Source organism: Pseudomonas asplenii (assembly GCF_900105475.1).
GTDB classification, from domain to species: Bacteria; Pseudomonadota; Gammaproteobacteria; order Pseudomonadales; family Pseudomonadaceae; genus Aquipseudomonas; species Aquipseudomonas asplenii.
In genome coordinates this window covers 813021-838685 of the sequence record NZ_LT629777.1, presented here as the reverse complement: position 1 = coordinate 838685, position 25665 = coordinate 813021, and the positions used below count along the sequence as shown (strand labels likewise).

28 protein-coding genes are annotated in these 25665 nt (G+C 62.9%); 18 read left to right on the top strand and 10 right to left on the bottom strand.

Annotation, left to right across the window (positions count from 1 at the left end):
* Positions 1-8: 8 nt before the first annotated feature.
* Positions 9-860, bottom strand: a complete 852-nt coding sequence (locus BLU37_RS03835) for a sugar phosphate isomerase/epimerase family protein (protein ID WP_090202396.1) — start codon at positions 858-860, stop codon at positions 9-11.
* 426 nt (positions 861-1286) lie between these two features.
* On the bottom strand, positions 1287-2234 hold the full coding sequence (locus BLU37_RS03830; RefSeq protein WP_090202391.1) for a LysR family transcriptional regulator: 948 nt from the start codon (positions 2232-2234) through the stop codon (positions 1287-1289).
* Positions 2235-2355: 121 nt separating this feature from the next.
* Here BLU37_RS03830 and BLU37_RS03825 point away from each other — a divergent pair, with 121 nt between their 5' ends.
* The 3 genes from BLU37_RS03825 to BLU37_RS03815 all read left to right on the top strand — a co-directional run bounded on the left by BLU37_RS03825 (position 2356) and on the right by BLU37_RS03815 (position 7271).
* The gene (locus BLU37_RS03825) at positions 2356-3879 is read left to right on the top strand and encodes a CoA-acylating methylmalonate-semialdehyde dehydrogenase (RefSeq protein WP_090202388.1); all 1524 of its coding nucleotides are present in this window, start codon (positions 2356-2358) and stop codon (positions 3877-3879) included.
* Positions 3880-3893: 14 nt separating this feature from the next.
* Positions 3894-4781: a 3-hydroxyisobutyrate dehydrogenase gene (gene mmsB, locus BLU37_RS03820; protein WP_029533661.1), complete on the top strand. Its 888-nt coding sequence runs from the start codon at positions 3894-3896 to the stop codon at positions 4779-4781.
* 126 nt (positions 4782-4907) lie between these two features.
* On the top strand, positions 4908-7271 hold the full coding sequence (locus BLU37_RS03815; RefSeq protein WP_090210898.1) for a DNA polymerase II: 2364 nt from the start codon (positions 4908-4910) through the stop codon (positions 7269-7271).
* Positions 7272-7295: 24 nt separating this feature from the next.
* On the opposite strand, the gene BLU37_RS03810 is transcribed toward BLU37_RS03815, so the two are convergent.
* On the bottom strand, positions 7296-7643 hold the full coding sequence (locus BLU37_RS03810; protein ID WP_010446772.1) for a cupin domain-containing protein: 348 nt from the start codon (positions 7641-7643) through the stop codon (positions 7296-7298).
* Positions 7644-7723: 80 nt separating this feature from the next.
* Entirely contained in the window at positions 7724-8638 is a 915-nt protein-coding gene (locus tag BLU37_RS03805; protein ID WP_090202385.1) for a LysR substrate-binding domain-containing protein, read from the bottom strand.
* Positions 8639-8719: 81 nt separating this feature from the next.
* Here BLU37_RS03805 and BLU37_RS03800 point away from each other — a divergent pair, with 81 nt between their 5' ends.
* On the top strand, positions 8720-9487 hold the full coding sequence (locus tag BLU37_RS03800; protein ID WP_090202382.1) for a sulfite exporter TauE/SafE family protein: 768 nt from the start codon (positions 8720-8722) through the stop codon (positions 9485-9487).
* Here the strand turns inward: BLU37_RS03800 and BLU37_RS03795 are convergent.
* Entirely contained in the window at positions 9477-9791 is a 315-nt protein-coding gene (locus tag BLU37_RS03795) for a putative quinol monooxygenase (protein ID WP_090202379.1), read from the bottom strand. The genes BLU37_RS03800 and BLU37_RS03795 overlap by 11 nt on opposite strands.
* Before the next feature lie 209 nt (positions 9792-10000).
* Here BLU37_RS03795 and BLU37_RS03790 point away from each other — a divergent pair, with 209 nt between their 5' ends.
* From BLU37_RS03790 to BLU37_RS03760, 7 genes are all read left to right on the top strand, one after another.
* Positions 10001-10591 carry an NAD(P)H-dependent oxidoreductase gene (locus BLU37_RS03790; RefSeq protein ID WP_090202376.1) on the top strand — a complete coding sequence of 197 codons (591 nt, stop codon included), beginning with the start codon at positions 10001-10003 and terminating at the stop codon, positions 10589-10591.
* 55 nt (positions 10592-10646) lie between these two features.
* Positions 10647-11555, top strand: a complete 909-nt coding sequence (locus tag BLU37_RS03785; RefSeq protein WP_090210897.1) for a LysR family transcriptional regulator — start codon at positions 10647-10649, stop codon at positions 11553-11555.
* Between the two features lie 150 nt (positions 11556-11705).
* Positions 11706-12599, top strand: a complete 894-nt coding sequence (locus BLU37_RS03780) for an NAD-dependent epimerase/dehydratase family protein (protein WP_090202373.1) — start codon at positions 11706-11708, stop codon at positions 12597-12599.
* Positions 12600-12740: 141 nt separating this feature from the next.
* Positions 12741-13109 (top strand): glyoxalase superfamily protein, encoded by a 369-nt coding sequence (locus tag BLU37_RS03775; RefSeq protein WP_010446758.1) that lies wholly within the window; start codon positions 12741-12743, stop codon positions 13107-13109.
* Positions 13110-13211: 102 nt separating this feature from the next.
* On the top strand, positions 13212-14561 hold the full coding sequence (gene mpl, locus BLU37_RS03770; RefSeq protein WP_090202369.1) for a UDP-N-acetylmuramate:L-alanyl-gamma-D-glutamyl-meso-diaminopimelate ligase: 1350 nt from the start codon (positions 13212-13214) through the stop codon (positions 14559-14561).
* Positions 14558-15187 carry a flavin prenyltransferase UbiX gene (gene ubiX, locus BLU37_RS03765; protein WP_010446755.1) on the top strand — a complete coding sequence of 210 codons (630 nt, stop codon included), beginning with the start codon at positions 14558-14560 and terminating at the stop codon, positions 15185-15187. The genes mpl and ubiX overlap by 4 nt, the downstream gene beginning before the upstream one ends.
* On the top strand, positions 15180-15467 hold the full coding sequence (locus BLU37_RS03760; RefSeq protein ID WP_090202365.1) for a YceK/YidQ family lipoprotein: 288 nt from the start codon (positions 15180-15182) through the stop codon (positions 15465-15467). The genes ubiX and BLU37_RS03760 overlap by 8 nt, the downstream gene beginning before the upstream one ends.
* Before the next feature lie 127 nt (positions 15468-15594).
* On the opposite strand, the gene BLU37_RS03755 is transcribed toward BLU37_RS03760, so the two are convergent.
* From BLU37_RS03755 to BLU37_RS03745, 3 genes are all read right to left on the bottom strand, one after another.
* Positions 15595-16236, bottom strand: a complete 642-nt coding sequence (locus BLU37_RS03755; protein ID WP_090202363.1) for a Rossmann-fold NAD(P)-binding domain-containing protein — start codon at positions 16234-16236, stop codon at positions 15595-15597.
* A gap of 27 nt (positions 16237-16263) precedes the next feature.
* Positions 16264-17982 carry a C13 family peptidase gene (locus BLU37_RS03750; RefSeq protein ID WP_090202361.1) on the bottom strand — a complete coding sequence of 573 codons (1719 nt, stop codon included), beginning with the start codon at positions 17980-17982 and terminating at the stop codon, positions 16264-16266.
* A gap of 112 nt (positions 17983-18094) precedes the next feature.
* Positions 18095-18550: a MaoC family dehydratase gene (locus BLU37_RS03745; protein WP_010446748.1), complete on the bottom strand. Its 456-nt coding sequence runs from the start codon at positions 18548-18550 to the stop codon at positions 18095-18097.
* A 213-nt stretch (positions 18551-18763) separates the two neighbouring features.
* Here BLU37_RS03745 and BLU37_RS03740 point away from each other — a divergent pair, with 213 nt between their 5' ends.
* The 3 genes from BLU37_RS03740 to BLU37_RS03730 are packed head-to-tail and all read left to right on the top strand — an operon-like array spanning position 18764 to position 20440.
* Complete coding sequence (locus BLU37_RS03740) at positions 18764-19126, top strand: CidA/LrgA family protein (RefSeq protein WP_010446746.1); 363 nt, start codon at positions 18764-18766, stop codon at positions 19124-19126.
* Positions 19123-19839 carry an LrgB family protein gene (locus tag BLU37_RS03735; protein ID WP_010446744.1) on the top strand — a complete coding sequence of 239 codons (717 nt, stop codon included), beginning with the start codon at positions 19123-19125 and terminating at the stop codon, positions 19837-19839. Before BLU37_RS03740 ends, BLU37_RS03735 begins: the two co-directional genes overlap by 4 nt.
* A gap of 10 nt (positions 19840-19849) precedes the next feature.
* Entirely contained in the window at positions 19850-20440 is a 591-nt protein-coding gene (locus BLU37_RS03730; protein ID WP_010446743.1) for an LON peptidase substrate-binding domain-containing protein, read from the top strand.
* A gap of 21 nt (positions 20441-20461) precedes the next feature.
* Here the strand turns inward: BLU37_RS03730 and BLU37_RS03725 are convergent, their stop codons facing one another.
* On the bottom strand, positions 20462-21778 hold the full coding sequence (locus BLU37_RS03725) for a bifunctional DedA family/phosphatase PAP2 family protein (protein WP_090202359.1): 1317 nt from the start codon (positions 21776-21778) through the stop codon (positions 20462-20464).
* Between the two features lie 15 nt (positions 21779-21793).
* Positions 21794-22480 (bottom strand): DNA-3-methyladenine glycosylase, encoded by a 687-nt coding sequence (locus BLU37_RS03720; RefSeq protein ID WP_010446740.1) that lies wholly within the window; start codon positions 22478-22480, stop codon positions 21794-21796.
* Between the two features lie 178 nt (positions 22481-22658).
* Here BLU37_RS03720 and BLU37_RS03715 point away from each other — a divergent pair, with 178 nt between their 5' ends.
* From BLU37_RS03715 to rlmH, 4 genes are all read left to right on the top strand, one after another.
* Entirely contained in the window at positions 22659-23930 is a 1272-nt protein-coding gene (locus BLU37_RS03715; RefSeq protein WP_090202356.1) for a glutamate-5-semialdehyde dehydrogenase, read from the top strand.
* A 28-nt stretch (positions 23931-23958) separates the two neighbouring features.
* Positions 23959-24621, top strand: a complete 663-nt coding sequence (nadD, locus tag BLU37_RS03710; RefSeq protein WP_026007729.1) for a nicotinate-nucleotide adenylyltransferase — start codon at positions 23959-23961, stop codon at positions 24619-24621.
* 70 nt (positions 24622-24691) lie between these two features.
* The gene (rsfS, locus tag BLU37_RS03705; protein WP_010446734.1) at positions 24692-25186 is read left to right on the top strand and encodes a ribosome silencing factor; all 495 of its coding nucleotides are present in this window, start codon (positions 24692-24694) and stop codon (positions 25184-25186) included.
* A 9-nt stretch (positions 25187-25195) separates the two neighbouring features.
* Positions 25196-25663 carry a 23S rRNA (pseudouridine(1915)-N(3))-methyltransferase RlmH gene (gene rlmH, locus BLU37_RS03700; protein ID WP_007937439.1) on the top strand — a complete coding sequence of 156 codons (468 nt, stop codon included), beginning with the start codon at positions 25196-25198 and terminating at the stop codon, positions 25661-25663.
* The last annotated feature ends 2 nt before the right edge of the window (positions 25664-25665 follow it).

The window sequence follows — 25665 nt, the reverse complement described above, 5'->3', positions numbered from 1 at the left end:
CGAACGCCTCACGGTTGGGTTGGGTGACAGAAACGGTCGAAGTGCTCGCGCTCGGTGCGGGCCATCCACACGTTGAGCGACCACAGGTCGGCGACCGGGACGTTGGTGAAGGGCAGGTGATGCAGGTAGCCGTCGGCGCCGAACTCCGGGGTCAGCGTGCTGACGCGGTAGCCACGGGCCTGTTGGGAGCGCCAGACGGCTTCCCAGTGGGCCTGGTGGAAGGCCAGTTCACGGGCATATTCCGGGGCGCCGGGGTGGGGCACCTGCGGCCCCTGGTCATAGCCGACTCGCGCCTGGACGTGGTGGACGCGCTCGATGAAGGGCCCGAGGTCGTCGGCCGGATCATCAAGCAGGCGCTCGCAGGTGACGACCCAGTGGCTGATATCGCTGGTGAAGCGCAGGTCGGGCAGTTGCCGGATCAGTTCGAGGGTCACCCAGGGATTGAACAGCGAGCGGGCACGGTGGGTTTCGAAGCTGCACGTCAGGCCCTGCTGGCGGGCCAGCTCCATGGCCTGGCCGAAGAACGCCACCTGCTGCGCCAGGGGCCAGCGATCGTTGCCGGCCAGCACGTTGACGAAGCGTGGCTCCAGCTCGGCCGCCCAGGCGAGCTTCTGTTCGAGATCGCGCAAGTGTTCGGCAGGTGTGGCCGATTGTTCGGGGAGCACATCGTAGGCAGTGAAGACGGTGCTGATGTAACCCGTGCGGTTGGCGCGCAGGAAGGCGGCGAACTCGGCACGTGCTCCGGCCTGCAGCGGCAGTCGGGCTTCCATGCCGTCAAAGCCGGCTTCGAGCAATTCGTCGAGAGCCTGGGCCTTGCTGGCGGTATAGCCCCAAAGGGTGCGGAAAATCTCCAGTTTCATCAGTGGACCTCGACCAAACCTCAAGCTGCTCGGAACCCTCCAGGGCACTGGGCCTGGACGAGTGGTTGGGGCAGTTGGAAAAGGTTTTCATCGAGCCGGCCCTCTGTGGGGCGGTCTCACTGACGCCAGGTGCCGGGCTTGCCGACGCCTATCGGAGTATCGCGTTGCGGACCCTTGGCAGAGCATGAGCGAAACGCGATGTGCCGATCTTAGGCAACTCCGAAGGCCAGGAAAAATAGTAAACCTCAAATCGATACTTCAGAGATTTCTAAACCATTAGCGGGCTATGCATGGTCTCAGTCTAATCTCGTATCGATGGGCTATCGGTGCGGCATTATTCTGATGGGGCATTGAGAGCGTTCTCACGTGAACGTGGCTGCATGTGCCGGTGGGTGGGCGAGCCCGCTCGCCACAGGGGACGGCGTACTAATCGATGAATCGAAGCTCCCGCGCCTCACCTAGCAGCAACGGCCGATTCAGCTCCGTGACTTCGCGGATGTAATCCCACAACAGATTGATCCGCTTCAACTTGCGCAAATCTTCCCGGCAATACATCCAGAACTGCCGGGTGAGACTCACATCATCCGGCAACACCGGCAGCAGATTCGGGTCCTGGGCCGCCAGGAAGCACGGCAGGATTGCCAGCGCCCGGCCCTGTTGCGCCGCGACGAACTGGGCGATCACGCTGGTGCTGCGCAAATGGGCGGTGGCATTGGGCAGCAGATTCGCCAGGTACAGCAGCTCATTGCTGAACGCCAGGTCGTCGACATAACTGACAAAACGATGCTGCCCCAGATCGCTGGCGCGGTGGATCGGTGGGTGCTGGTCCAGGTACTGCTGGGTCGCATACAACTGCAGCCGATAGTCGCACAGCTTGCAGCACACATACGGCCCATGCTCCGGTCGCTCCAGGGCGATGACGATGTCCGCTTCGCGCTTGGACAGGCTGATGAAATGCGGCAGCGGCAGGATGTCCACCGAGATCGCCGGGTAGGCGTCGACGAAATGGCTCAATTGCGGGGTGATGAAGAAGCTGCCGAAACCCTCCGTGCAGCCCATGCGCACATGCCCCGAGAGCGCCACGCCAGAACCCGAAACCTGCTCGCAGGCCATGTGCAGGGTGCTTTCGATGGACTCGGCATAACCCATCAGCCGTTGCCCCTCGGCGGTCAGGACAAAGCCGTTGGTGCGCGATTTTTCGAATAGCAGGGTACCCAGTGCCGCTTCCAGCGAACTGATGCGCCGCGACACCGTGGTGTAGTCCACAGCCAGGCGCTTGGCCGCGCTGCTGGCCTTGCGGGTACGGGCAACCTCGAGGAAAAACTTCAGGTCGTCCCAGTTCAATGAACCCAAAGACGTGATGTTTTTTTGCATGTTGATCCGGTTTTTATGTGCGTTCTTATTAGAAGAATGCACATCTATACTCCAAAAACAGCCTGGTCACCATGCTCGTCCGTTTCAGGATTCGGCCATTACAATAATTCAGGAGACTTCCATGAACGTTTCTCTCAAGCCCGACGCCACCCTCAAGACCGCCCGGTTGCTGATCAACGGCGAGTGGGTCGAATCCCAAAGCCATGAATGGCACGACATCGTCAACCCGGCGACCCAGGAAGTGCTGGCCAGGGTGCCCTTCGCCACCGCCGCTGAAGTGAACGCCGCGATCGATGCCGCCCAGCGTGCTTTCCAGACTTGGAAGCTGACCCCCATCGGCGCCCGCATGCGCATCATGCTCAAGCTGCAGGCGCTGATCCGCGAACACTCCAAGCGCATCGCCGCGGTGCTCAGCGCCGAGCAGGGCAAGACCCTGGCTGACGCCGAAGGCGATATCTTCCGTGGCCTGGAAGTGGTCGAGCATGCCTGCTCGATTGGCACCCTGCAAATGGGCGAGTTCGCCGAGAATGTCGCCGGTGGTGTCGATACCTACACCCTGCGCCAGCCGATCGGTGTCTGCGCCGGCATCACCCCGTTCAACTTCCCGGCGATGATCCCGCTGTGGATGTTCCCGATGGCGATCGCCTGCGGTAATACCTTCGTTCTCAAGCCGTCCGAGCAGGACCCGCTGTCGACCCTGATGCTGGTGGAGCTGGCGCTGGAAGCCGGCGTGCCGCCGGGCGTGCTCAACGTGGTGCACGGCGGCAAGGAAGTGGTGGATGCGTTGTGCACCCACAAGGACATCAAGGCGGTGTCCTTCGTCGGCTCGACCGCTGTCGGCACCCACGTGTATGACCTTGCTGGCCGCCACGGCAAGCGCGTGCAGTCGATGATGGGCGCAAAGAACCATGCGGTGGTGCTGCCTGATGCCAACCGTGAGCAAACCCTCAATGCCCTGGTCGGTGCCGGTTTCGGCGCGGCTGGCCAGCGTTGCATGGCGACCTCGGTGGTGGTGCTGGTAGGCGCGGCGAAACAGTGGCTGCCGGACCTCAAGGCGCTGGCGCAGAAACTCAAGGTGAATGCCGGCAGCGAGCCGGGCACCGACGTCGGTCCACTGATTTCCACGCGGGCGAAAGAACGCGTGCTGAGCCTGATCGAAAGCGGCATCAAGGAAGGCGCCAAGCTCGAACTGGACGGCCGCGATATCGTCGTGCCGGGCTTCGATCAGGGCAACTTCGTCGGCCCGACGCTGTTCTCCGGGGTGACCACCGACATGCAGATCTACACCCAGGAAATCTTCGGCCCGGTGCTGATGGTGATGGAGGTCGATACCCTCGACGAGGCTATCGCCCTGGTCAATGCCAACCCGTTCGGCAACGGCACCGGCCTGTTCACCCAGAGCGGTGCGGCGGCGCGCAAGTTCCAGAACGAGATCGATATCGGTCAGGTCGGCATCAACATTCCGATCCCGGTGCCGGTGCCGTTCTTCAGCTTCACCGGCTCGCGCGGCTCCAAGCTCGGCGACCTCGGTCCGTACGGCAAGCAGGTGGTGCAGTTCTACACTCAGACCAAGACGGTCACCGCGCGCTGGTTCGATGACAACAGCGAGAACCATGGCGTGAACACCACCATCAACCTGCGCTGAGTGAGGAACAGGCCATGAAGATCGCATTTATCGGACTGGGCAACATGGGCGCGCCGATGGCGCGCAACCTGATCAAGGCCGGGCACAGCCTGAACCTGTTCGACCTGAACCAGGTGGTGCTCAAGGAACTGGCCGCTCTCGGCGGGACGATCAGCCGTTCGCCCAAGGCTGCAGCCGAGGGCACTGAACTGGTGATTACCATGCTGCCGGCCGCCGTGCATGTACGCAGTGTCTGGCTGGGTGAGGACGGCGTCCTGGCCGGGATCGGCGCCGGGGTGCCGGCGGTGGACTGCAGCACCATCGACCCGCAGACCGCCAAGGAGGTTGCCGCCGCCGCAGCGAAACAGGGCGTGGCGATGGCCGATGCGCCGGTTTCCGGCGGCACGGGCGGTGCGGCGGCCGGGACCCTGACCTTCATGGTCGGCGCCTCCCCGGAGCTGTTTGCTACCCTGCAACCGGTACTGGCGCAGATGGGCCGCAATATCGTCCATTGCGGCGAGGTCGGCACCGGGCAGATCGCCAAGATCTGCAACAACCTGCTGCTGGGCATCTCGATGATCGGCGTCAGCGAGGCCATGGCCCTCGGCGCCGCACTGGGCATCGATACCCAGGTGCTGGCCGGGGTGATCAACAGCTCCACCGGGCGTTGCTGGAGTTCCGATACCTACAACCCGTGGCCGGGCATCATCGAGACCGCACCAGCCTCTCGTGGCTACACCGGCGGCTTCGGTGCCGAGCTGATGCTCAAGGACCTCGGGCTGGCCACCGAGGCAGCGCGTCAGGCTCACCAGCCGGTGGTGTTGGGCGCCGTGGCGCAACAGTTGTACCAGGCCATGAGCCTGCGCGGGGAGGGAGGCAAGGACTTTTCGGCCATCATTGGTGCCTATCGCAAACCCGAGTAAAGGTTCTTCCCGGGGGCTCGCGTCGGGCGGGTCCTCGGTTTTTTCCGGGCTTTGTGCCCAAACGTTATCCGCCCACTCCCCGACACAGTAGAATCACTGCCAGGAATCGGTTTCGAGGTAGCGGTGGTGGATCTACAGCAGGGTTTTGTCCTGACCCGGCATTGGCGCGACACCCCCGCGGGTACGCAGGTCGAATTCTGGTTGGCGACCGACGACGGTCCCCGCCATGTGCGTTTGCCGCCGCAACCTTCGGTGGCGTTCATTCCCGCAGAACAGCGTGAGCGCGCTGAACGCCTGTTGCGCAGCGAGCGAGGCGTGGAACTGCGTGCGCTGGAACTGTTGGATTTCCACCACCGCCCGGTGCTCGGCCTGTACTGCCAGCAGCATCGCCAACTGATGAACATCGAGAAGCTGCTGCGCCAGGGCGGCGTGGATGTCTACGAAGCCGATGTCCGCCCACCCGAGCGTTTCCTGATGGAGCGTTTCATCACCGCGCCGGTGTTGTTCGCCGGCACGTCGAATGCCGATGGACCGTTGCTCGATACCCAGCTCAAGGCCACCTCGGACTACCGACCGCGACTGAAACTGGCTTCCCTGGATATCGAAACCACCCGGCGCGGCGAGCTGTACTCCATTGCCGTGGAGGGGTGTGGTGAGCGTCAGGTGTACATGCTCGGGCCGCCGAATGGCGATGCCAGCCAGGTCGACTTCAACCTCGAGTATCGAGAGAGCCGTGGCGAACTGCTCGAAGCCCTCAACGATTGGCTGGCCCGGCACGATCCCGATGCGATCATCGGCTGGAACCTGGTGCAGTTCGACCTGAAGGTGCTGCATGAACATGCCCAGCGGCTGAACGTCCCGCTGCGCCTGGGGCGTGGCGGTGATGTCATGGGCTGGCGCGACAACGGCGCGCGTAATACCCATTACTTCGCGGCGGCCGCCGGGCGGCTGATCATCGATGGGATCGAGGCGCTGCGTTCGGCGACCTGGAGTTTCCCGTCCTTCAGCCTCGAATACGTGTCGCAGCATCTGCTGGGCGAAGGCAAGGCGATCGACAACCCCTACCAGCGCATGGACGAAATCGACCGCATGTTCGCCGAGGACAAGCCGGCCCTGGCGCGCTACAACCTCAAGGACTGCGAACTGGTCACGCGGATCTTCGACAAGACCCAGTTGCTGACCTTCCTGCTCGAACGCGCCACCGTCACCGGCTTGCCGGTCGACCGCAGCGGCGGCTCGGTGGCGGCCTTCACCCACCTGTACATGCCGCTGATGCATCGTCAGGGCTTCGTCGCGCCGAACCTTGGCGAGCGCATGCCCGAGGCCAGCCCCGGCGGTTTTGTCATGGACTCGCGACCCGGCCTCTACGAGTCGGTGCTGGTGCTGGACTACAAGAGCCTGTACCCGTCGATCATCCGCACCTTCCTGATCGATCCGGTGGGGCTGATCGAGGGCCTGCGGCATCCCGAGGACAGCGAGTCGGTGGCCGGTTTTCGCGGCGCGCGCTTTTCCCGCACGCGGCATTGTCTGCCGTCGATCGTCGAGACCGTCTGGCAGGGGCGCGAGGCGGCCAAGCGCGAAAGCAATGCGCCGCTGTCCCAGGCGCTGAAGATCATCATGAACGCCTTCTATGGTGTGCTCGGTTCCAGCGGCTGCCGTTTCTTCGACACGCGGCTGGCTTCGTCGATCACTCTGCGCGGGCACGAGATCATGCGTCAGACCCGGCAACTGATCGAAGCCCAGGGCTACACGGTGATCTATGGCGACACCGATTCTACCTTCGTCTGGCTCAAGCGCGCCCATGGGCAGGAGGAGGCCGCGCAGATCGGTCGCCAACTGGTGACAGCGGTCAACGACTGGTGGCGTGAGCATCTGCAGCGCGAACTGGGTTTGAGCAGTGCCCTGGAGTTGCAGTTCGAGACCCATTTCAGCCGTTTCCTGATGCCGACCATTCGTGGTGCCGAGGAGGGCAGCAAAAAGCGTTATGCCGGGCTGGTCGTCCGCGCCGACGGCAGCGAGGAGGTGATCTACAAGGGGCTGGAAACCGTGCGCAGCGACTGGTCGCCGTTAGCCCAGCAATTCCAGCAGGAACTCTACCAACGGATCTTCCGCCGCCAGCCATACCAGGCGTATGTCCGCGAGTATGTCCGGCGTACCCAGGCGGGTGAGCTGGATGACCTGCTGGTGTATCGCAAGCGTCTGCGTCGGCAACTGGGCGACTACCAGCGCAACGTCCCGCCCCAGGTGCGGGCGGCGCGGCTGGCCGATGAGTACAACGTCGCCCAGGGGCGCCCGCGGCAGTATCAGAGCGGTGGCTGGATCAGCTACGTGATCACCCTGGCCGGACCGGAGCCGTTGGAGGTGCGTCGCTCGCCCATCGACTACGACCACTACCTCACCAAGCAGTTGCAGCCGGTGGCGGATGCGATTCTGCCGTTCGTGCAGGACGATTTCACGACGCTGATCGGCGGCCAGATGGGCCTGTTCTGAGCACAATCAAAACGTAGCGGGATGTCAGGCGAATACAAAGTACTTGCGCACGGTCTCGACGACTTCCCAAGTGCCCTTCATGCCGGGCTCGACGATAAAGATATCGCCGGCTTTCAAGTGGATTGGCGCCTGACCGTCTGGGGTGATGATGCAGTAGCCTTCCTGGAAGTGGCAGTATTCCCACTTCACATAATCGACCCGCCACTTGCCCGGGGTGCAGATCCAGGTACCCATGATCTTGCTGCCGTCATCGCTGTGATAGGCGTTGAGATTGACGGTGTGCGGATCGCCTTCGAGCTTTTCCCATTTGCAGGCGTCGAGCACCGGCAGTGGGTGGGTGTCGCGCAGGACGGTAATCGGTGGATTGGACATGCTGGGCTCCGGGCTCAGGTTCTGAAGGAAGCCTGCACCCTAGCGGTGGTGGTCGTCGTGCGGATGTCCAGGTTCGACATTCACCTGTCCATACGCGCACGAGCTGTCTCGGCCGGCTTGCTCAGGGCATCGAGCAGGGCCTTGGCATAGGACGGCAGATGCTCGAACGAGCGTGCGCATAGCAGCAGCTTTCGTCGGGCCCAGGGTTCGGGTAATGGTCGGCTGACCAGGCGCGGGTCGACCGGCCAGCGCTCGAGGGTGGCCTGGGGCACGATGCCAGGGCCTGCTCCCCGGGCGATCATGCGCAACACCGCGTCGAAGCTCTCGACCCGTACCCGCAGTTGCATACGCAGGCCCAGGTGCAGCGCCTGCTCCTCCAGATACACCGCCAGCGCACTGCCGGCAGCCAGGCCGACCAGTTCATGACGCAAGGCATCACTGAACGTCGGTTGCGGGACTGCGGCCAGCGGATGCTCAGCGGACATGACCAGCACCAGAGGATCGTCCTGAAACGGCCGGGTCTGCAAATCCTGGGTATCCACGGCATCGGAGACGATCCCGAGGTCAGCGACGCCCTGGCCGAGGGCGTGGACGATACGCAGGCTCGGCAGCTCCTGCAGGTCGACATCCACCGGCGGATGCTCACGCAGAAAGTCGGCAAGGCGTTCCGGCAGATACTCGCTGAGTGCGGTGGTATTGCACAGCAGGCGGACCTGGCCTTTCACGCCGTTGGCGTAGTCGGCCAGGTCTTCGCGCAGGCGTTCGCTCTGCAGCAGGATCAGCCGCGCATGCTGGGCCAGCGCTTTGCCGGCCGGGGTGGGGCTGACGCCACGTCGGCCGCGCAGGAAGAACGGCGTGCCGAGTGAGGCTTCCAGGGCACGGATCCGCGCGCTGGCCGCAGCCAGTGACAGATGGCTGCGGGCCGCACCGGCGGTGATGTTCCCGGCGTCGAGGATATTCAGGTACAGGCGCAGGTCGATCAGATCGAAGTGCATAGGCAAGCCTCTTGTTTTCACAGAGGCTAGCTCAGGGAATCGCAGATTTTCAAATGGAGCCCGTCGGTTCAGCATGGGCCCATGAATACCTTCATCGACTTCTATCAAACACTCGGCTTTACCCTTTCAATGCTGGTGCTGGCGACCTTTCTGCTGGCCGGTATGGTCAAGGGTGTGATTGGCCTCGGCCTGCCGACTGTTGCCATGGGCCTGCTCGGTTTGGCTATGCTTCCGGCGCAGGCTGCGGCGCTGCTGATCATCCCCGCGACCCTGACCAACGTCTGGCAACTGGCGGCGGGGGGGCATCTGTCGGTGTTGCTCAATCGTCTGTGGCCGATGCTGCTGGCGATCTTCCTCGGTACCGGGGCCGGCAGCCTGTGGTTGGGTGGGATCGAAGGTGGCGGCTGGGCGGTGCGGGGATTGGGCGCGGCGCTGCTGGTGTACGCGGTGTGTGGACTGTTCCTGCCCACCTTGCACGTCGGCGGGCGGACGGAACGCTGGCTGGGGCCGCTGTGTGGCGTGGTCACGGGCATCATCACCTCGGCCACCGGAGTGTTCGTGATTCCGGCGGTTCCCTACCTGCAGGCCCTGGGCTTGAACAAGGATCAACTGGTACAGGCGTTGGGCCTGTCGTTCACCGTGTCGACCCTGGCCCTGGCGGCAGGGCTGTTCTGGCGCGGCGCTCTGGGCGAGGGCGCGCTGGGTGCCTCGCTACTGGCGCTGCTGCCGGCGCTGCTCGGCATGCTGCTCGGTCAATGGCTGCGCCAGCGGATCAGCGCCGTACTGTTCAAGCGGGTGTTTTTTATCGGGATGGGCTTGCTGGGCGGGCACCTGTTGATCAGCGGCTAGCCGACGACGGGCTGAGCATCTCGATCAGGCGGATATCGAAATCCCGTTCGAGGAACACCATGCGCTGCTCGTGGAAGGCTCGCATGTGTGGCAGTGCCGAGTGGACGTCCAGGTGGGTTTTCGACTGCCAGATCTCATAGAAGATGAACAGGGTTGGATCGGCCAGGTCGCGCAGCATGTGGTATTCGATGCAGCCGTCTTCCTCGCGGCTGGGTTCGACGTAGGCACGAAACAGTGCCTCGAAGGCCTCGGCCTTTTCCGGGCGGGTCTTGGCATGCAGGATAAAACCGTAGGGTTGGCTCATGGATTCACTCCGTGCGGGGCAGGTTCTGGGAGCGGCCAATGCTAAGGCAACAATAGGCGCTGGATTCATGCCGTTAAGGCAAAAGCGATTTGCGTGAGTCCGTCTTTTTCGCGCAGGGTACGAGGACTAACCTGCGGCCCGTACTTGAACCTGTCGACCCTGACTGCCACTGGGCAGTGCCCTTGGGTCCGTGCTCCACGAGGCTGCTCATGAAAAAGATCCTGTTACTCAACGGCGGCAAGTCGTTCGCCCACTCCGCCGGTCGCTACAACGCGACCCTGCATGAAACCGCCCTGGCGTATCTCGACCGCTCCGGTTGCGATGTCCAGCAGACCTGGATCGACCAGGGTTATGACGTCGCCGCAGAGGTTGCCAAGTTTCTCTGGGCCGACGTGATCATCTACCAGATGCCAGGCTGGTGGATGGGCGCACCCTGGACCGTGAAGAAGTACATCGATGAAGTCTTCACCGCTGGCCACGGCAGCCTCTATGCCAACGATGGCCGGACCCGCTCCGATGCTTCGCAGAAGTACGGCAGCGGCGGCCTGATCCAGGGCAAGCAGTACATGTTGTCGCTGACCTGGAATGCACCGCAGCAAGCCTTCGACGACCCTGCCGATTTCTTCGAGGCCAAGGGGGTGGATGCGGTGTACTTTCCGTTCCACAAGGCCAACGAGTTCCTCGGCATGACTGGCCTGCCGACCTTTCTCTGCGTCGACGTGATGAAAGTCCCGGCCATCGAGGCGGATATCCGGCGCTACGAGCAGCACCTGGCGAAGGTTCTCGATTTGCCGGCGTGAGGTTCCTTTTGCCTCATGGCCGGTTACTATCAGGACCTTGAGTCGAGAGGTGAGCGTGAAAGCCAGGTCGGATGAGTTGCAGATTTTCGTGTGCGTGATCGAGTGCGGTTCGATCTCTGCGGCGGCCGAGCAGGTCGGGCAGACGCCGTCGGCGGTCAGCCGCAGCCTGTCGCGGCTGGAGGCCAAGCTCGAGACCACGCTGATCAACCGCACCACGCGGCGCATGGACCTGACCGAGGAGGGCAAGTTCTTCTTCGAGCGCGCCAAGCAGATCCTGAACCAGATGGACGAGCTGGAAGAGCGCCTGTCCCTGCGCCAGCAGACACCCGCCGGGCGTCTGCGCATCAACGCCGCCTCGCCGTTCATGCTGCATGCGGTGGTGCCGTACATCGCCGAGTTCCGCAGCCTCTATCCGGACATCCAGCTGGAACTCAACAGCAACGACCTGATCATCGACCTGTTGGAGCAGAGCACCGACATCGCCATCCGTATCGGCAACCTGGCCGACTCGACCCTGCACGCCCGTTCGCTGGGCAGCAGCCCGTTGAACATCCTCGCCAGTCCCGCCTACCTGGCGCGTCACGGCGTGCCGACCAGCGTCGACGCGTTATCCACCCATACCCTGTTGGGGTTCACCCAGACCGAAAGCCTCAACCACTGGCCGCTGCGTCATGCCCAGGGTGACCGCTGGCTGATCCGTCCCGACATCGCTGCCTCCAGTGGCGAGACCCTGCGTCAATTGGCGCTGGAAGGCCAGGGCATCGTCTGCCTGTCGCACTTCATGACCCACCAGGACATCCAGTCCGGTCGCCTGCAGGTGATCCTGCCCGACGCCAACAGCGGCTACCGCCAGCCGATCCATGCGGTGTATTACCGCAACTCGCAGTTGGCGTTGCGCATTCAGTGTTTCCTTGATTTCATCCAGGGCAAGTTGGCGGGGTATGCGGGGCCAGGGGTGGCCTAGAGGTCGGCCGCGGCAATCCAGACCGGGTGCTGGCTATCAGTCGGCTATTCGTGACTCCAGCGCAAGAGTGAATTGGGTAATAGGGGCTTATTCGGCACGGATAAGTTTTCGATACTGGCCTCATCACTTATTCATGCACGGAGTTTCTTCATGAACGTATTCGTTACCGGTGCAGCCGGATTCATTGGTGGTTCCATCGCGACCGGTCTGGTCGCCGCTGGCCATCAGGTCACCGGGCTGGTGCGCAGCGCCGAGCAGGCGCAGGAGTTGCGCGGGCTGGGTATCACACCGGTGATCGGCACTCTGGATGACAGCCCACTGCTCACCGAGCAGGCCCGCCAAGCCGATGCGGTGATCAATGCCGCCAGCAGCGACCATCGTGGGGCGGTCGAAGCGCTGCTCGGTGCTTTGCGCGGCAGCGGCAAGGTGTTCCTGCACACCAGCGGTTCGAGCATCGTCGGCGACGCTTCCGGTGGCAAGGCCAGCGATGTCGTCTATTACGAAGGCCGCCTGCCGGAGCCGACCGTCGATAAGGCCGCGCGCGTGGCCATCGACAACCTTGTTCTCGACGCGGCGAAATCCGGCGTGCGCTCGGCGGTGCTCTGCAACACCCTGATCTACGGCCACAGCCTGGGCGTGAAGCGCGACAGCGTGCAGTTGCCGCGGCTGCTGAAACAGGCACGCAAGAGCGGTGTGGTACGCCATGTCGGTACAGGGCAGAACATCTGGTCCAACGTGCACATCGAGGATGTGGTGGCGCTCTACCTGCTGGCGCTGACCGGCAATCCGGCGGGCACCTTCTATTTCGTCGAGAGCGGCGAAGCCTCGTTCATCGACATGACCACCGCGATGGCCAAGGCGCTGAACCTGGGTGAGTCGCAGGACTGGCCGTTGGCCGACGCCGAAGCCGAATGGGGTTACGAAATGGCCAACTACGGTCTGGGCTCCAACAGCCGGGTCCGTGGCAGGAACGCGCGTGAACGGCTGGGCTGGGCGCCCAAGCGCACTTCGGTGATCGACTGGATTCTCAACGATATGCTCTGAGCCAAACCGGCTATTCTGGTGATTGGCGTCAGGTTTTTGCGAGCGATGTCGCGATTTTGCGCAATGATGGCTCTAAGCCATTAAAGAAACTCGCTCCGTGGCCGAAGCGCTTTGATCAAGAATAGTCAGGAAGACCCGACAATGAGCTTCGGCAAGACCACACCCATTCTGCGAATTTTCGACGAGGGCAAGGCGTTGGAGTTCTACGTCGACTTCCTGGGTTTTCACATCGACTGGCAACATCGCTTCGAGCCGGGTTTCCCCTTGTACCTGCAAGTGTCCAAGGGCAATTGCGTCCTGCACCTGAGCGAGCACCATGGCGATACCACTCCGGGCTCGGCGTTGCGCATCGAAACCGACGAACTGGAAGCCTTCCGCGAACAACTGCTGGCCAAGGGTTTCGGCTATGCGCGTCCGGAAATCCAGGCCATGCCCTGGGGCAGCATGGACATGCCGATCGCCGATCCGTTCGGCAACCGTCTGGTGTTCACCAACGCGATCAGTGTCTGAACGACAGGGCGCGAAGCCCTGTCAGTCGCCTCGAATCTGAAACACAAGGTGCGATTTCGCCCGCCCTGGGCTAACCTGCGGCCATGTTTTACGAGGTCGACTATGCACATTCATATTCTGGGTATCTGCGGCACCTTCATGGGCTCGATGGCTGTTCTGGCCAAAGAGCTGGGTCACCACGTGACGGGCTCCGATGCCAACGTCTATCCACCGATGAGCACGCAACTGCAGGCCCAGGGCATCGAGCTGACCCAGGGTTATGACCCGGCCCAGCTCGATCCGGCGCCGGACCTGGTGGTGATCGGCAATGCCATGTCCCGTGGCAACCCGGCGGTCGAGTACGTGTTGAACAAGGGGCTGCCCTACGTGTCCGGCCCGCAGTGGCTGGCCGACCATGTGCTGCAGGGGCGCTGGGTCCTCGCGGTTGCCGGCACCCATGGCAAGACCACCACCAGCAGCATGCTGGCCTGGGTGCTCGAACACGCGGGCATGAGCCCGGGTTTCCTGATCGGCGGTGTGCCGCAGAACTTCTCGGTCTCGGCGCGCCTGGGCGATACGCCGTTCTTCGTGATCGAGGCCGATGAATACGACAGCGCGTTTTTCGACAAGCGTTCCAAATTCGTCCACTACCGTCCGCGGACGACGATCCTGAACAACCTGGAATTCGATCACGCGGATATTTTCCCGGACCTGCCGGCCATCGAACGGCAGTTCCACCATCTGGTGCGGACCATTCCCAGTGAAGGCCTGGTCATCCACCCGACCACCGAACCGGCATTGCAGCGGGTGATCGAGATGGGCTGCTGGACGCCGGTGCAGACCACCGGTGCTGGCGGCCAATGGCAGGCGCGTCTGCTCAGTGAAGATGGCTCGCGTTTCGAGGTGTTGTTCGAGGGCCTGGTCCAGGGCACGGTCGAATGGGAGCTGACCGGCCAGCACAACGTCGCCAATGCCCTTGCGACGCTGGCGGCGGCCCGGCATGTCGGCGTGGTGCCTGCGATGGGGGTTGCGGGCCTCAGTGCCTTCAAGAGCGTCAAGCGGCGCATGGAAAAGGTCGCCGAGGTCCATGGCGTCACCCTCTACGATGACTTCGCGCACCATCCGACCGCCATTGCCACGACCCTCGACGGTCTGCGCAAGAAGGTCGGCGATGCACCGGTGATCGCCATCATCGAACCGCGTTCCAACTCCATGAAACTGGGTGCCCACCGTGATGGCTTGCCGGGAAGTGTGGTCCAGGCCGACCAGGTGATCTGGTACGCACCGGCCAATCTCGGCTGGGACCTGGGGGCAACGGCGGCCTTGTGTACGGTGCCGTCGATCGTCAGTGACTCGCTGGAGGGGATCATCGAACGGGTGAAAAGCCAGGCCAAGCCCGGCACGCACGTAGTGATCATGAGCAACGGCGGCTTTGGCGGCCTGCACGGCAAGCTGGCCGAGGCTTTGCAGTGAGCGGCCCGGAGCGCATCACCCTGGCGATGACCGGCGCCTCCGGTGCGCAGTATGGTTTGCGCCTGCTCGATTGCCTGGTGCGCGAGGATCGCGAGGTGCACTTCCTGATCTCCAAGGCCGCGCAGTTGGTGATGGCGACGGAAACCGACGTGACCCTGCCGCCCAAGCCGCAGTCGATGCAGGCGTTCCTGAGTGAATACACCGGGGCGCAGGCGGGGCAGATCCGCGTGTATGGCAAGGAGGACTGGATGTCCCCGGTGGCCTCCGGTTCGGGTTCGCCGGCGGCGATGGTGGTGGTGCCTTGCTCCACCGGGACCTTGTCGGCCATCGCTACCGGTGCCTGCAACAACCTGATCGAGCGGGCGGCGGACGTCACGCTCAAGGAGCGCCGGCAGTTGATCCTGGTGCCGCGCGAGGCGCCGTATTCGAGTATTCACCTGGAGCACATGCTCAAGCTGTCGAACATGGGCGTGACGATCCTGCCGGCGTCGCCAGGCTTTTATCATCAGCCGCAAACGATTGATGACCTGGTGGACTTCGTCGTCGCGCGGATTCTCAACCTGCTGAATATCCCCCAGGACATGTTGCCGCGTTGGGGTGAGCATCATTTGAACAGCAATGAGTAAGTCGCTGCTGTGCCTGATGCTGGTGTTGCAACTGGCAGGGTGTGCGACAGCGCGGACGCTGGATGCCGGCAAGACCGGCGCGCCGCTTGTCTATGCCGGGACGCGGTTGGATCTGTATGCGTTGCAGGGTGGCTGTTGTGCCCGTGACCGGTTTGGCGCCGAGGCGCCCAGCTATCCGGGAGTGGACCTGCCGGCGAGTGCCTTGCTCGATACGCTGTTGTTGCCGCTGTCGGTGTTCACGGCGTTGGGCGTCGGGTTTCAGGCGACGGGTGGGTTGTAGGGTTTGAGTCTTGTGTGGTCCCCTTCGCGGGCAAGCCCTGCTTCTACATGGGCTCGAGTGCTCCTGTAGGAGCCGGGCTTGCCCGCGAAGGGGCCCGCCCTGGCAACGAAAATCTACCTGTCGAAATCTATTTGCCGAGGCGGCGCAACTCGTCCGACTCGACGATCCGTACCCCATCCTGTTCTTCCAGTGCCAGGCGCCACAGCGCTCGGGCCAGTTGGCAGGCTTCGATCCCACGGTACTTGCCGGGAATCAACTTCGACAGCGGCGCCGCCAGTTGCTCGGCCAGGCGCGGTTCGCGGCGTTCGCCAATCAACAGTGACGGACGGGTGATGGTCAATTGCGGCCAGCCCTGCGTTTTCAACGACTCTTCCATCTCGCCCTTGACCTGGCTGTAGAACACCTTGGCTTTGGGGTTGGCATCCACCGCGCTGATCACGATCAGGTGGCGGGCACCCAGCTCCCGCGCGCGTTTGCCGAAGGCCACGACCATGTCATGGTCGACGGCGCGGAAGGCTTGCTCGGAGCCGGCGAGCTTGATCGTGGTGCCCAGGCAGCAGATGGCCAGGTCGACGCGACCGCTCAGTTGCGGCAGGCAGGTCACCAGGTCGCCGACCGGGTTTTCCAGATGCGGATGTTTGGCCAGCGGTCTGCGCGATGGGGCGAGGACGCGGCTGACCGTCGGCTCGTTGAGCAGGCGGTCCAGTAGGTGTTCACCGGTCAGGCCGGTGGCTCCAGCGAGGAGAATATGCTGAGGCGTCAAGTACATGAGTTGTCTCCCTTGATACGAATCAGCTTAGTTGCTCTTGGCTTCCTTGCTGTCCAGTGAAGCGCTTTGCAATGCTTTTCTTGCCTGTTGCTTGCGCAGTTGCTGCCAGTGGGCCAGTACGCCCTTGGGCGCCCAGATCTGCGGTTCCGAGGCTTCAAAGTTGTCGGCCTGTTCGCGTTCGGCGACGTGGGTTTTGGCCAGGTTGAAAGCTTGCTGCAAGTCGTCGGTCTGGTTCAGTGCCTGGGCGAACAGGGCGTCGCCGAAGTAGGTGAAATCCGCTTCCTCGGAACAGCCGAAGGACACCCGATCAGCCCGCGAGGCGGTCATGATCAGGGTCTTTTCATCCTTGAGGGCCGGGATGAAACCACCGGAGTAGCAGGCTGAAATGACGATGACCTTGTCACGGTTCTTCAACGGGGCCAGGGCCGAGGCCATTTCATCGGCGGGCAGGTCGGCCAGTTCCAGGCGCGGCTGATCCAGTACCAGTTCGTGGTCGTGGGTGCCGTGACTGGTCAGGTAAATGAAGATCAGGTCTTCCGGGCCGCTGCGTTCGGCCAGCGTCTGAGCGGCACGGTGCAGGTTCTCACGGGTGGCCATCGGTCGGTCGAGCAGATGGTCGCGGTGGTTCACCAGTCTGATCTGGCCATAGGCGCCAAAGCGGCTGGCGAGCATGCTGTTGACGTAGTCGGCCTCGCGCATGAAGACGCTTTGCTTGCCGTCTCCGGCCAATACCAGGCTGTACAGCTCGATGGCCGGGGTCGATGCCGGCACTGCGCTCAGGGCCTTGTCCAGCAATGGACCCTGGGCCAGCAGGCCGAGTTCCAACTGGTCCGGCAGCAGTTTGCCGTTGGCATCGCGAACGCGCTGGCCATTGGCCCAGATGCCGCTTTGGGTGTTGCCATCAGCCAGGGTCAGGATGCCCCGGCCCTCGTAGGTATCGCTGGCGAATTCGCCGATGTAGCTGCTGCCGTCGGCCAGGTTCAGGTGGCCAAAACCGTTGAAGCGCCACTCGCTGAACTCGCCGCGATAATGGCTGCCGTCGACACCGATCAGTTCGCCCTTGCCATTGAGCACACCATCCTTGAATTCGCCGATCCAGACATCGCCGTCGGCATTTTCATAGCGGCCCTTGCCGTTCAACTGGTTGTGCTTGAACCCTCCGGCGTATTGATCGCCCTCGGCACTGTTGAACGTACCGGCGCCTTCCAGTTGGCCGTTGACGAAGCGTCCGGTGAACTGGTTGCCGCTGGAGTCGCTGCGCTGGCCTTCGCCGTTGGGTTTGCCGTGGGCGAACTCGCCCTGGTATTGGCTGCCGTCTTCCAGCTCCAGGTGGCCGAGGCCGGAATACTGGTCGTCCTTGAATTCGCCCCGGTAGGTCATACCGGCTTCCTTGAGGGTGCCTTCGCCGTTGCGCCGGCCCAGTTTGAAGCCGCCGGTGTAGCTGCTGTCATGGAGCGTCAGGGTGCCCTGGCCGTGGAACAGGCCGTGTTGGAACTGGCCCTTGTAGACCTCGCCATTACTGCCGTGCCACTCGCCATCGCCATGCCACTGACCATCGACGAACTGGCCGGCATACCAACTGCCACTCGGGTAGTCGATGCGCCCCTGGCCTTGCAGCAGACCGTTGACCACTTCCCCACGGTAGCGGCCACCGTCCGGCAGACGGGCGTCTGGCGGCAACAGTGATTCGCCATCACCGCAGGCGGTGAGCAGCAAGGTCAGGGCAACGGGTACAAATGGGCGCATAACGGGATCCGGGCAATTAAGGGACCGAGTATGCCGTAGCATTATGTTGTGTCTAGTGGGAAAGCATGAAACAGCGCGTGGCGCTGTTTCATGCCTGTACTCGGGTTTTGCTTCAGACGAAGCAGAGCGACAGAGGTTCAGCGATGTAGGCAGGTTTTTCCTGGCCTTCGATCTCCAGAGTGGCGGTGGCCTTGAGCAGCCATTGGCCGGGTTTCTTCTCGACGGCGCTGACCAGGTCGACCTTGAGTCGTACCCGGGAGTCGACTTTCACTGGCTGGATGAACCGCACGCTGTCCAGGCCATAGTTGACAACCATCTTCACGCCCTCGGGCAGGATCAGGATGTCTTCCATCAGCTTGGGCATCAGCGACAGCGAGAGGAAACCATGGGCAATGGTGCTGCCAAATGGCGTTTGCGCAGCCTTGACCGGGTCGACGTGAATGAACTGATAATCGCCGGTGGCCTCCGCGAACAGGTTGATGCGCTCCTGGTCGATGGTGAACCATTCGGAACGTCCCAGTTCCTTGCCGACATAGTCATTGAGTTGCGCTACGGGTACATAGGGCATTGAGCCTCTCCTTGGTCTATCGAGTTCTATCAGGCCTTGGGCAGGCGCTCTACGAAAACGGCCGGCGCGGCGAATTTTCGTAGAGCGCCTTGCAGCCCTTGGCATCCACTGTAGATCATCATGGTGCTTGTGCCCGGTCAAGCTTCCATGGCTTTGGCGAATACCGGCGTATCGGCATGCTTATAATGGATGCCTTATCGAGGGGGAGCTCCGATGTTGCTACGCGGCCTGACCTGGCTGGTGCTGTTTCAGTTGCTTGGTACGGCGATCAATCATTTGTGTGTATCGGTGTTGCCGGGACCGATCATCGGCTTGCTGCTGCTGCTGGCTTTCCTGCTGATTCGCGGCGAGGTCGGTGCGCCGTTGAACGAGGCCGCCAGCAGCCTGCTGCGTTACCTGCCGCTGCTGCTGGTGCCGCCGGCCGTTGGGGTGATGGTCTATGCCGCGGAAATCGCCGCGGACTTCTGGGCCATCGTTGGCTCGCTGGTGGTGTCGGTGCTGGTTTCCATGGCCCTGATCGGGGTGTTGATGAACTGGCTGATCCAGCGCAAGGATCGGCGCGAGGGCGGACAATGACACTGGACTGGCAAGGTGCGTGGGCGGCGGTGATTCATCATCCGCTGTTTGGCATCGGTATCACCCTGGGGGCCTATCAGTTGGTGCTGGCCGGGTTCGAGAAAACCCGCTGGATCTTCCTGCAGCCGGTACTGGCTTCGATGGCGCTGGTGGTTGGCGTGTTGCTGCTGTGCGGCCTGGATTATGCCGAGTACCGCAAGAGCACTGAAATTCTCGGTATTCTGCTCGGCCCGGCGACGGTGGCACTGGCGGTGCCGTTGTACCTCAACCTGCGGCGGATCCGGCAATTGTTCTGGCCGATTTTTACTACGCTGGTGATTGGCGGCGTGATTGCCACAGGCTTGTGTGTCCTGTTGGGCTGGCTGTTCGGTGCCGAGCCGAGGATGTTGATGACCATGGCACCGAAGTCAGTGACATCACCCATCGCCATGCTGGTGGCCGAGCAGATCGGTGGTGTGGCAGCCTTGGCTGCTGTCTTTGTGCTGATCACTGGCGTGATCGGGGCGATTGCCGGTCCCGCGTTGTTGACGCGCCTGGGCGTGCATCGGCCCGAGGCCCGGGGCATGGCCCTGGGCATGACCGCCCACGCGGTGGGGACCTCCGTGGCCCTGCAGGAAAGTGACGAATGCGGTGCCTTCGCGGCGCTGGCGATGAGTTTGATGGGTGTGAGCACGGCGGTCCTGTTGCCGTTGATCGTGACTTGGGTGGTTTAAGGAAGTCTCTATGAGCTTGGCGCTGTTCCCCCTGAACACTGTGTTGTTCCCCGGTTGTACCCTCGATCTGCAGATTTTCGAGGCGCGCTACCTGGACATGATCAGCCGCTGCATGAAACAGGGCAGCGGTTTTGGCGTGGTGTGCATCCTTGACGGTGAAGAAGTCGGCCAGGCGCCACAAGGCTTTGCGCTGATTGGCTGCGAGGCGCTGATCCGCGACTTCCAGCAGCAGGACAATGGCCTGTTGGGGATTCGTGTTGAAGGCGGTCGGCGCTTTCGGGTGCTCGACAGCACATTGCAGAAGGATCAGTTGATCGTTGCCGAGGTCGAGTGGCTGGACGAGATTCCCGAGCAGCCGTTGCAGGAGGAGGACGAGGATCTGGTGGCCTTGCTCAAGGCGTTGGCCGAGCACCCGATGGTCGCCGCCCTGGACATGGGCAGCGAAGCCTCCGGGCAGCAGTCGCTGGCGAATCAACTGTCTTATCTGCTGCCCTTTTCCGATGCGGACAAGATCGATCTGCTGGAACTCGACGACCCGCAGCAGCGGCTGGATGCCATCCAGGCGCTGCTCGACGAGTTGCAGGGAGAGCTGTTCACCTGAGTCGGTGCCTATGGCCGTTGGCTAGTAGGCGTACCGCAGCACCTGATGCTCCACGTGCCACAGCGCATGAAAACCGTACAACGCCACGGCCGCTGGCAGAATCAGCCACCAGGCTTTGGGTGGCATGGCTGTCAGTGGCAAGTGACGCTGGCTGAGGGTCAGGCTGGCGGCCAGTACGCCGATGGCCAGCAATGCCCCGGCGAGAATGTCCGTCGGCCAGTGTGCGCCCAGATACACCCGCGACAACGCCACCGCGAACGCCGGCAGGCAGCCCAGCAGGAGCCAGGTCACGCGCATTCTGGGCGGTTGCTCGCGACCGGCCAGCACCGCCAGCATCAGGAAGAAGGCAAACGACCCCGAACTGTGCCCGCTGGGCATGCTGTAGCTGGTGATCGGATCGGTCAGCACTTCCGGGCGCATGCGTGCGAACAGGTGCTTGGTGACGGTGTTGCCGATTGCCGTGAGCGCCAGGGTGGCACCAAAAAACACCGCATGCCGCCATTGCCGGGCAAGGAACAGCAGGACCGTGAGCACGGCTGCGACGATGAACTGGGTCCGGAAATCGCCCAGGCGGGTGATGATCACGGCGATCAGGTCGAGGGTGCTGTCGCGATGTTCCTGGATCAGCGTCATCAGGCCCTGGTCGAAGGCGTGCAGGTGCGGGTAGCCGAGAAACAGACCGATCAGCAGCGCGAGGCACAGGCCCGAGATCAGCAGCGTCGCCCGCGGATGGCGCTTGAGGCTGCAGTGGATGCACAGGCCGACCAGCGCCGCCAGGCCGGCCGCGACCACTGCGGTCTGTGGCCAGAAGCCCTCGGGCAGCGGCAGGCGCAAGGCCGCGCCGGTGGCCCAGCCCGGTAACAGATAAACCACCGACCAGCCGGCTCCGGCGATCAGGCTGACGCCGATGAAGCGTGGCAGTGGCATGTCGCACATGCCGGCAATCATCGGCAGCATCGGCCTGAGTGGGCCAATGAAGCGTCCGACCAGCAGGCTGGCGATACCGTAGCGCTGGAAGTAGGACTCGGCACCGCTCATCCATTCCGGATGCTGGCGCAGGCCGGGCAGGCGCCGGATGTTCTGGTGAAAGCGCCGGCCGAGGGTGTAGGACAACCCGTCACCGAGCAAGCCGCCTAGGAATCCCAGCAGCAAGGTTTCACCCAGGGGTAGGGCGCCGCTGCCCGCGAGGGCCGCGATGGCGAACAGCAGTACCGTGCCGGGCACGATAATCCCGGCGATGGCCAGGCATTCGATGCAAGCGACGATGAACAGGGCCATACCGAGCCACTGGGGATTGGCTGTCAGCCAGCCGGTGATGCTATCGAGCCATGGACCCATGGAAAATTTCCTTGTTCAGGGGAGTCGGTGGTAGTCCTTGCCTTCGACCTGTCCTCGCCGCAAGGGGTTGCGGGTGCAGCAGGTGGCATACTCGGCATCGACGAAGCGGTACAACAGATGTTCGTCCCGCCCGTGGGGAATGCCCAAGCGGGTGGTCTGAATGATTTGTTTCGGTTTATTGCCGACGTCTTCGACATACAGCCGTTGCGGATCGAAGCGTTTGGCGTCCCAGATCGGCACCTTCAGCCCCAGTGCCTTGCACAGCAGTGTCTGGCCGGCACACAGTTTCTGCGCCGGGCGTGGGCCGCCCCGGCTGTCGGGGTTGTTCAGTTGCATCTGCGCCAGGCTGGCGGGTCCGGAGCGTTCATCGGTCCAGGGATAGGCCGATTTGATCAGGACCGCGTTCCCCGGTCCCTGGGCGCTGAAGTTCAGCGAATCGCCACCCCGGGCGTAATACATATAGATGTGTCCGCCATCCAGAAACAAAGCCTTACGCTTTTCTGTATAGCCGAGCGAGGCATGGCTGCCTTTTTCCTCGAAGTAATAGGCTTCGGTTTCTATGATGCGCGCCGCGAGCCACAGATCGCCGACGCGGTGGCGTATGACTTTTCCCAGCAGCTCGCGGGCGAGCAGTTGTGCGTCGCGGTCGAAAAAGCTGTCTGGCAGGGCGTTTGGCAGAGGAAGGGGTGTCAGGTTGGACATCGTTGCTGAAAGGCATCCAAGGCTGTTTGGTGATCGATCATACCGATTTTGCCCTTAATCCAGGCTGAATGGCCGTTATTTGTGGCGCATTTCGACCATCCGCCCGGCACCGCTGTCCGTGAGGCGGCGCGAGAGCTATAATCGGCCGCTTTCTTCTTTGCCAAGACCTCCTTAGACCATGACCGAGTCCGTTCTTGACTACATGACCCGCCTGGGTCGCGCAGCCCGCGAGGCTTCCCGCGTGATCGGCCGTGCCAGCACCGCGCAGAAGAATCGTGCGCTGCATGCCGCCGCCGCCGCGCTGGATGGTGCGCGTGACGAACTGGTTGCCGCCAACGAGCTCGACCTGGCCGCTGCTCGCGCCAATGGTCTGGAGCCGGCACTGGTCGAGCGTCTGGCGCTGACCCCGGCGCGGATCGACAGCATGATCGTCGGCCTGCGTCAGGTGGCGAGCCTGCCGGACCCGGTCGGTGCGATCCGTGACATGAGCTACCGCCCGTCGGGGATTCAGGTCGGCAAGATGCGGGTGCCCCTGGGGGTCGTGGGGATCATCTACGAATCGCGGCCGAACGTGACGATCGATGCCGCCAGCCTGTGCCTGAAGTCCGGCAATGCCACCATCCTGCGTGGCGGTTCCGAGGCGATCAACTCCAACCGTGCCATTGCCGCCTGCATCCAGCGCGGCCTGGACGAGGCCGGCCTGCCGGCCGCCGTGGTGCAGGTGGTGGAAGTCACCGACCGCGCCGCCGTGGGTGCACTGATCAGCATGCCCGAGTACGTCGACGTGATCGTTCCTCGCGGCGGCAAGGGCCTGATCGAGCGGATCAGCCGCGACGCCCGGGTACCGGTGATCAAGCACCTGGACGGCATCTGCCACGTCTATGTCAGTGCCCATGCCGACCTGGACAAGGCCCGGCGCATCGCCTTCAACGCCAAGACCTACCGCTACGGTATCTGCGGCGCCATGGAAACCCTGCTGGTGGACAAGGCCGTTGCCGAGTCCTTTCTGCCGGCCATGGCCGAGCAGTTCCGCGCCAAGGGTGTCGAGCTGCGTGGTTGCGAGCGGACCCGGGCGATCATCGAGGTCGTGGCCGCGACTGAAGAGGACTGGAACACCGAATACCTGGCGCCGATCCTGTCGATCCGCGTCGTCGATGGCCTGGACATGGCCGTCGAGCACATCAACGGCTACGGTTCCCACCATACCGATTCGATTGTCACCCAGGACCTGGCCGAATCCCGGCGTTTCATGGCTGACGTCGATTCCAGTTCGGTGATGCTCAACACGCCGACCTGTTTCGCCGATGGTTTCGAATACGGATTGGGTGCCGAGATCGGCATTTCTACTGATAAGCTGCACGCCCGGGGACCTGTGGGTCTGGAAGGCCTGACCTGCGAGAAGTACATCGTGGTCGGCGACGGGCAGTTGCGTGGTCAGGAGTCGCTCTGACTTGGTCGATAAACGCCAGTCAGCCGCCTTGACCCTTCGCGAAGTTCCACCTCGGCGTATTGGCGTGCTCGGCGGAACCTTCGATCCGGTGCACATCGGCCATTTGCGCGGTGCCCTGGAAGTCGGAGAGTTGATGGACCTCGATGAGTTGCGCCTGATGCCCAGCGCCCGGCCACCTCATCGCGACACGCCGCAGGTCTCGGCACTCGATCGGTTGGCGATGGTCGAGTGCGCAGTGGCAGGCATCTCGCCGCTGGTGGTCGACGACCGCGAGCTACAGCGGGACAAACCGTCCTACACTATCGACACCCTGGAACTCATGCGGGCCGAGTTGGCCGCCGAGGACCAGTTGTTTCTGTTACTGGGCTGGGACGCATTCTGCGGCCTGCCCACGTGGCATCGCTGGGAGGAACTGCTCCTGCATTGCCATATTCTGGTGCTGCAACGCCCGGATGCCGACAGCGAGCCGCCGGATGCCTTGCGCAACCTGCTGGCCGCGCGGTCGGTCAGCGACCCGAAGGCCCTGCCGGGGCCTGGCGGGCACATTACATTCGTCTGGCAGACACCCCTCGCGGTGTCGGCCACCCAGATCCGTCAACTGCTGGCCAGCGGTAAGTCGGTACGTTACCTGGTGCCTGACGCGGTCCTGGCCTATATCGATGCGCACGGGCTGTACCGTGCGTCGAACTGAAAAGGCGCGCTTGAACACACGGACAGCCGTGTATTGAAGCGCCCGAACATACGAGCAAAACGAGTTTTATATGACGAACAACGACGTAAACAAAGTAAAGCGCAAAGGCACCTTCAAAAGTGCTCCGTTGCCTGAGAAAGTGATCAGCGGTGAGCCGCTCAAGGGCGACGAACTGGTCAAGATTGCCGTGGCGGCACTGGAAGACGTCAAGGCCCAGGACATCCTGGTGATCGACGTTCGCGAAAAGCAGAGCATCACCGACTTCATGATCATCGCCACCGGTACCTCCAACCGCCAGATCGGCGCGATGCTGGACAAGGTCCGCGAAGCGGTCAAGGCACTGGGCGTCAAGCCGCTGGGCGAGGAAGGTCGGGGCGACAGCGACTGGGTACTGTTGGACATGGATGACGTGATCGTCCACATGATGACCGCCAGCGCCCGTCAGTTCTATGACCTGGAGCGTCTGTGGCAGGGTGCCGAGCAGAGCCGTTCGGCCAGCGCCGCACACCACAGCCCGGAAAATACCCATGAGTATTTCACCAAGCTCAACAAGGACATGGAATAAGGTTCGCCCGTGCGTCTGCGTCTGATTGCCGTCGGTTCCCGCATGCCCAAGTGGGTGGAAGAGGGTTGGCACGAATATGCCAAGCGTCTGCCTTCCGAACTGGCGCTGGAGTTGGTGGAGATACCGCTCAATACCCGGGGCAAGAATGCCGACGTGGCCCGCTTTATCCGTCAGGAGGGCGAAGCCATGCTGGCCAAGGTCGGCCCCAACGAGCGGGTCGTCACGCTGGAAGTCCATGGCAAACCATGGAGCACCGAGCAGTTGGCGGTCGAACTGGATCGCTGGCGGCTGGATTCGCGTACGGTCAACTTCATGGTGGGCGGCCCCGAAGGGCTGGCGCCGGAAGTCTGTGCGCGGGCTGACCAGCGCTGGTCGCTGTCGCCGTTGACGTTGCCGCACCCGCTGGTGCGGATTCTGATCGGCGAACAGTTGTATCGAGCCTGGACCGTGTTGTCCGGCCACCCCTACCACAAATAAGC

Coding starts and splice junctions, on each gene's coding strand:
- BLU37_RS03835 (WP_090202396.1), bottom strand. CDS start 860: ATGAAACTGGAGATTTTCCGCACCCTTTGGGGCTATACCGCCAGCAAG.
- BLU37_RS03830 (WP_090202391.1), bottom strand. CDS start 2,234: ATGCAAAAAAACATCACGTCTTTGGGTTCATTGAACTGGGACGACCTG.
- BLU37_RS03825 (WP_090202388.1), top strand. CDS start 2,356: ATGAACGTTTCTCTCAAGCCCGACGCCACCCTCAAGACCGCCCGGTTG.
- mmsB (WP_029533661.1), top strand. CDS start 3,894: ATGAAGATCGCATTTATCGGACTGGGCAACATGGGCGCGCCGATGGCG.
- BLU37_RS03810 (WP_010446772.1), bottom strand. CDS start 7,643: ATGTCCAATCCACCGATTACCGTCCTGCGCGACACCCACCCACTGCCG.
- BLU37_RS03805 (WP_090202385.1), bottom strand. CDS start 8,638: ATGCACTTCGATCTGATCGACCTGCGCCTGTACCTGAATATCCTCGAC.
- BLU37_RS03800 (WP_090202382.1), top strand. CDS start 8,720: ATGAATACCTTCATCGACTTCTATCAAACACTCGGCTTTACCCTTTCA.
- BLU37_RS03795 (WP_090202379.1), bottom strand. CDS start 9,791: ATGAGCCAACCCTACGGTTTTATCCTGCATGCCAAGACCCGCCCGGAA.
- BLU37_RS03790 (WP_090202376.1), top strand. CDS start 10,001: ATGAAAAAGATCCTGTTACTCAACGGCGGCAAGTCGTTCGCCCACTCC.
- BLU37_RS03780 (WP_090202373.1), top strand. CDS start 11,706: ATGAACGTATTCGTTACCGGTGCAGCCGGATTCATTGGTGGTTCCATC.
- BLU37_RS03775 (WP_010446758.1), top strand. CDS start 12,741: ATGAGCTTCGGCAAGACCACACCCATTCTGCGAATTTTCGACGAGGGC.
- mpl (WP_090202369.1), top strand. CDS start 13,212: ATGCACATTCATATTCTGGGTATCTGCGGCACCTTCATGGGCTCGATG.
- BLU37_RS03760 (WP_090202365.1), top strand. CDS start 15,180: ATGAGTAAGTCGCTGCTGTGCCTGATGCTGGTGTTGCAACTGGCAGGG.
- BLU37_RS03755 (WP_090202363.1), bottom strand. CDS start 16,236: ATGTACTTGACGCCTCAGCATATTCTCCTCGCTGGAGCCACCGGCCTG.
- BLU37_RS03750 (WP_090202361.1), bottom strand. CDS start 17,982: ATGCGCCCATTTGTACCCGTTGCCCTGACCTTGCTGCTCACCGCCTGC.
- BLU37_RS03745 (WP_010446748.1), bottom strand. CDS start 18,550: ATGCCCTATGTACCCGTAGCGCAACTCAATGACTATGTCGGCAAGGAA.
- BLU37_RS03740 (WP_010446746.1), top strand. CDS start 18,764: ATGTTGCTACGCGGCCTGACCTGGCTGGTGCTGTTTCAGTTGCTTGGT.
- BLU37_RS03735 (WP_010446744.1), top strand. CDS start 19,123: ATGACACTGGACTGGCAAGGTGCGTGGGCGGCGGTGATTCATCATCCG.
- BLU37_RS03730 (WP_010446743.1), top strand. CDS start 19,850: ATGAGCTTGGCGCTGTTCCCCCTGAACACTGTGTTGTTCCCCGGTTGT.
- BLU37_RS03725 (WP_090202359.1), bottom strand. CDS start 21,778: ATGGGTCCATGGCTCGATAGCATCACCGGCTGGCTGACAGCCAATCCC.
- BLU37_RS03720 (WP_010446740.1), bottom strand. CDS start 22,480: ATGTCCAACCTGACACCCCTTCCTCTGCCAAACGCCCTGCCAGACAGC.
- BLU37_RS03715 (WP_090202356.1), top strand. CDS start 22,659: ATGACCGAGTCCGTTCTTGACTACATGACCCGCCTGGGTCGCGCAGCC.
- rsfS (WP_010446734.1), top strand. CDS start 24,692: ATGACGAACAACGACGTAAACAAAGTAAAGCGCAAAGGCACCTTCAAA.